This is a genomic window from Actinoplanes sp. NPDC051633 (assembly GCF_040681735.1).
Lineage (GTDB): Bacteria > Actinomycetota > Actinomycetes > Mycobacteriales > Micromonosporaceae > Actinoplanes.
Genome location: NZ_JBFAZH010000703.1, coordinates 1 through 4,149 on the forward strand (window position 1 = coordinate 1; position 4,149 = coordinate 4,149).

The 4,149-nt window shown below is 67.3% G+C and carries 7 protein-coding genes; 5 read left to right on the forward strand and 2 right to left on the reverse strand.

The window, feature by feature from the left end:
* Positions 1-290 precede the first annotated feature (290 nt).
* Both AB0M20_RS30130 and AB0M20_RS30135 read left to right on the forward strand, forming a co-directional pair.
* On the forward strand, positions 291-650 hold the full coding sequence (locus AB0M20_RS30130; RefSeq protein WP_364303704.1) for a hypothetical protein: 360 nt from the start codon (positions 291-293) through the stop codon (positions 648-650).
* 57 nt (positions 651-707) lie between these two features.
* Positions 708-995 carry a hypothetical protein gene (locus AB0M20_RS30135; RefSeq protein WP_364303705.1) on the forward strand — a complete coding sequence of 96 codons (288 nt, stop codon included), beginning with the start codon at positions 708-710 and terminating at the stop codon, positions 993-995.
* A gap of 4 nt (positions 996-999) precedes the next feature.
* Here AB0M20_RS30135 and AB0M20_RS30140 read toward each other — a convergent pair whose 3' ends face one another.
* On the reverse strand, positions 1,000-1,893 hold the full coding sequence (locus AB0M20_RS30140) for a maleylpyruvate isomerase N-terminal domain-containing protein (protein WP_364303706.1): 894 nt from the start codon (positions 1,891-1,893) through the stop codon (positions 1,000-1,002).
* A 347-nt stretch (positions 1,894-2,240) separates the two neighbouring features.
* On the opposite strand from AB0M20_RS30140, the gene AB0M20_RS30145 reads away from it, so the two are divergent.
* Both AB0M20_RS30145 and AB0M20_RS30150 read left to right on the forward strand, forming a co-directional pair.
* A complete protein-coding gene (locus AB0M20_RS30145; protein WP_364303707.1) occupies positions 2,241-2,453 on the forward strand; it encodes a hypothetical protein in 213 nt (70 codons plus the stop codon).
* Positions 2,454-2,701: 248 nt separating this feature from the next.
* On the forward strand, positions 2,702-3,223 hold the full coding sequence (locus AB0M20_RS30150) for a GNAT family N-acetyltransferase (protein WP_364303708.1): 522 nt from the start codon (positions 2,702-2,704) through the stop codon (positions 3,221-3,223).
* A gap of 11 nt (positions 3,224-3,234) precedes the next feature.
* On the opposite strand, the gene AB0M20_RS30155 is transcribed toward AB0M20_RS30150, so the two are convergent.
* Positions 3,235-3,666, reverse strand: coding sequence for a DUF1801 domain-containing protein (locus AB0M20_RS30155; RefSeq protein ID WP_364303709.1), 432 nt, complete (start codon positions 3,664-3,666; stop codon positions 3,235-3,237).
* A 101-nt stretch (positions 3,667-3,767) separates the two neighbouring features.
* Between AB0M20_RS30155 and AB0M20_RS30160 the strand changes: the two genes are divergently transcribed.
* Positions 3,768-4,149, forward strand: a 382-nt coding sequence (locus AB0M20_RS30160) for a class I SAM-dependent methyltransferase (protein ID WP_364303710.1), incomplete at its 3' end; no start/stop codon positions are given.

The window sequence follows — 4,149 nt, forward strand, 5'->3', positions numbered from 1 at the left end:
GGAAGCATGTCGTGCACACAGCTTTCCAGGTGACGTTGGGCTCGACCAGGCAGCTGAGGAACGCGATTGTGCTTTCTTGATAGACGAGGTGGTGTCGATAGTGGCGGTGGCCCGCCACGGTCGCGCAAACGAAGCTGGGTCGGCGCTCGTACCCCCTCGAAGTCGAATGGTCTTTTCGCCGGGCGGTCGTCCATGTCGGAAAGGGCTCTTGTCGAGTGACCGACTTTCGGCGCTGACGACGGGTGGGCCCGAGGAGCATCGACTCATTGATTCCGGCCTCGGGAGATGCCATGGCAGAGAACCGCAACAGCCGACTCGACCGAAGGCAACTCGAGAAATCACTCGCGTTGCTTTCCGACGGCGCAACGGAACTGGTCCTGAATGTACTCAACGAAGTAGCTCTCGACAGCCGCCAGTGGGAGGCGGCGGTCGCCGATCCGCCACAGTTCCTCCGCGACCGCGGAATCGACCTGCCCGACGGCGTCGAGGTGTTGCTCGGGACCGGCACGCGGGAGCGCCCATTCCCACCACCGGAGATCGAGTTGGAACTCGTCGTGATCCGAACTTTCTGGTGGTGCACAAGGTCCCCGGGCGAACCGCAGACGTGTCTCAGGGTGAATCTCGAAGTCCCCAAGGTTCTAATCAATTGATGCCCCAGTCTGCGCGCGCGCATCGCCGCGAGGGATTCGTTGTCTCCGCTCGACCGGGTGCGCGAGGTCCTCGGCAGCTTCGTCCAAGACGCCGACGGCCTCGACGAGGTGCGCGCTGACCTGCGGCGTACGGCGCAGTTCAACACCATGCGGCACCGCGGAGACCTGGCTGCGCTGGAGACCGTCGCGAACGAGCAATATCCTCCGGAAACCCTGGCGCGGCTGGTGGGCTGGGATGCGAGCTGGGTCCTGGAAGACCCTTCCGACGCCGGAGCGGCGCGATTTCTCCGCGAGCTCGCCCAAATGCTTCGCGAGGTCATCGACGAGGTCGAGTCGCCCGGGTAGAGCCTCAGCTGTCGCCCAGAGGAGCGCCGTGCCATTGCCACTCCTCCGAGCGGCGTGGACGCCCCGGCAGGTCGACGCGGCCGGTCACCCACAGCAACGTGCTCCACGAGTCGCGGTCGGCGAGCGTGTCCGGCGTGTCCGGGAACAGCCGGGCGAGCACCCGGGCACAGACCCCAGGCGGTGCGGTGAGATCTACACCGAGGCCCTGCGCGATGTCATAGCCGTGTACGAGAGCCTCGACGCACCCCATCGCGGCGAATCCCTCGGCGTCGGCCATCCCGGTGGGGTGATACGCGCGGAGGGTTGGCGGCGCTGCGCGCACTGCGGCGTCGAGGATGCCGCCACCGGTGAGGGCGAACTCCAACACCTCGGCCGCGGTGGCGTCCGTGTCTGCGCTGGCCAGGAAGCGGACGTAACGCGTCGTCGGCCGGGCGACGACCTGGGCCGCGTAGGACAGCAGGACGTCGCCGATGTGCTCGGCGGTGTGCCAGCAGTCCCATCCCAGCGTGTCGGCGCGGGCGGACCAGTCCCGGTCGACGGCCGGCCCCAGCGCGCCGGACAGCGCATTGAGCGCCGAAGGCAGATCGCCGGCGTTGACAGCCAGGTGGTCCTGGATCGCGGCGAGTGCCTCGGTCGGCTCGTCGGTGTCGATCCGGGCGTGGGCTTCCACCGTGAATGGTGGCTGTCCGTTCGGGCCGGTGTCGACCTGCACCATGTCGAGGTTCCGGCCGAGGCCGATGAAGTACACGTTGTCGTCGTCGGCGGAATGGTTCTTGCCGAGCCGATGCACGACCAGACCGAAGTACCGCCGGCGCAGAACGTCCAGGACATCGTCCAGCGGTCCGCCGGTGCGATCGGCGGCTTGCCATAGACGAGGTGGAGGGTGTTGATCCGGCATACCATGAGCATGCCATCAACTCCGGAAGGACCTTGGCCGAGCGTTCGCGGGACACCTGATCTTGGCCGTTGTCAATAGACTCCGCTGGCTATGGATGGTGCTGGCCAATGACGGGGCGGCCGCGGAGTCCTCACGGCGGTGGCGATGACGGTGGATCTCCCCCCGGGCGCCGTGACGGGGGCGGAGGCTCCCGACCACACCGTGGCGACAGCGTTTCCGAGGCGCAGGACTCGACCGGAGAGGCTGGGCAGCGCGGACGACCCACCGCGGCCGGCGGTAGCGCATCTGGTCAAACAGGTTCGGGCGGCACGAGCACACGGGACGTCCACGGCACGGACCGCACCGGTATGCGCGGCGTTGACGTCGACCATGTATGGCGGAACGGCGACATGTATGTCCAGCAGGATGGGCAGATCGTCCGGGTCCTCGACAATGGCAACGGTACGTACGATGTCGTCGTGCGGGATATGAGCAATCCCAGCGGCGCCCCTACCACTGTGCTGAAGAATGCCACCGAACGGTACGTCAACAACAAGATCGAGGGCGGTCAGTGGGAGTGAGCACCGATGAGCCCGGCTGGACCGGGGCGGTGAGTGAGCGGCTTCGTTGTTGTGTCTGTGGTGAGGGGACCGACGGCGCCGACGACTATGTGCTTCTTCAGGTCACTGCGGCGCCCAGCGACGCCGTTCAGTGGCTCGGAGCGCACGCCCGGCACCTCAACGGGGTTCTGGCGCCCGGGTTCCAGGTCGAAGTCCATCTCATGTGAATTGATTTGCGGGCGGCGACTTTCGACGCCAGTCTGGCGGGCGTGAAACCGCCCGAGATCGTCGCCGCCGGGGAGCTTGTGCTCAAGCGCTGGGAGTTGCGGTGGGCCGATGAGGCCGCCGCCGCCGTGCGGGAGTCCCTGCCCGAGCTTCAGCCCTTTCTGCCGTGGGCGCGGGACGACTACGACGTCGGCACCGCCCGCGAGTTCGTTGAGCGGTCCGACGACGGCTGGGCTGACGGCACCGAGTTCAACTACGCCATTTTCGACGCGGCCGGTGAACTGGTCGGCTCCATCGGTCTGATGACTCGGATGGGACCCGGCGTACTCGAAATCGGCTATTGGCTGCGCACCAGCCGCACCGGCCAGGGCTATATGACCGCCGCCGTGGAAGCGATCACCCGAGTGGCGTTCGAACTGCCCGGCATCGACCGGGCCGCCATTCGTCACGACGTCCGCAACGCCCGGTCCGCCGCCGTGGCCGAGCGCGCCGGGTTCGTCGAGGTGCAGCGGCGCGATCAGGAAGGCGGGGGTACGGAGGCCGTCCGCATCCGGCTCAGAGCGTAGAGCGCGTGCGGTCAACTGGCCGCCCTTTTGACCAGATCGGCGATCGCCTTCTCGTTCGCCTTCGTCATTTTGGTCAGGGCCCAGGAGGTCGGCCACATGGTGCCGTCGTCGAGCTTCGCCGGGTCGTTGAAGCCGAGCGTGGCATAGCGCGCTTTGAACTTCAGCGCGGGCTGGAAGAAGCACACGTTCTTGCCGTCCTTCCAGTACGCGGGCATCCCGTACCAAAGCTTGGCGGTCATCTCCGGAACGCTCTCCTTGACGATCGCGTGAATGCGCTCGGCAAGGCCGCGATCCGGCTCCTCCATCTCCGCGATCTTCGCGAGAACGGCGCTCTCCTCATCCGCCTTGGAAGCGCCGCGCCGCGCCTTCATCTCCTGAGCGCGCTCCTTCATCGCGGCGCGTTCCTCGGCCGTGAACGTCTCGGACTTCTGCCTGGCAGCCATGAGATCTCCTTCGTCGGGCAAAATTCTTCCGGGTACGAACAGAATGCTAGGTACCCGCCTGCCCCGAGGGCTTCTCGAAAACTGATCGATCGACAGGAGGCATGGTGGCTCAGGAGAACGGCTGGCTCCGGAAGCTCGCGGCCGATCCGGGGCACTCGCAGTGGTACATCCGGCGGTTCCGGGACATGGCCGCGCGCGGCGAGGACCTGGCCGGCGAGGCCAGGATGATCGACGCGATGGTGCCGCGCGGCGCCCGGATCCTCGACGCGGGCTGCGGCACCGGCCGGGTCGGCGGTCATCTCGCCGCGGCCGGGCACCGCGTGGTCGGCGTGGATCTCGACCCCGCCCTGATCGCGGTGGCCGCCGCCGATCACCCCGGCGCACGCTGGCAGGTCGGCGACCTCAGCGAGCTCGACCTGCCCGAGCGTTTCGACGTCGTGGTGTGCGCGGGCAATGTGATGACCTTCGTCGCGCCCTCCACCC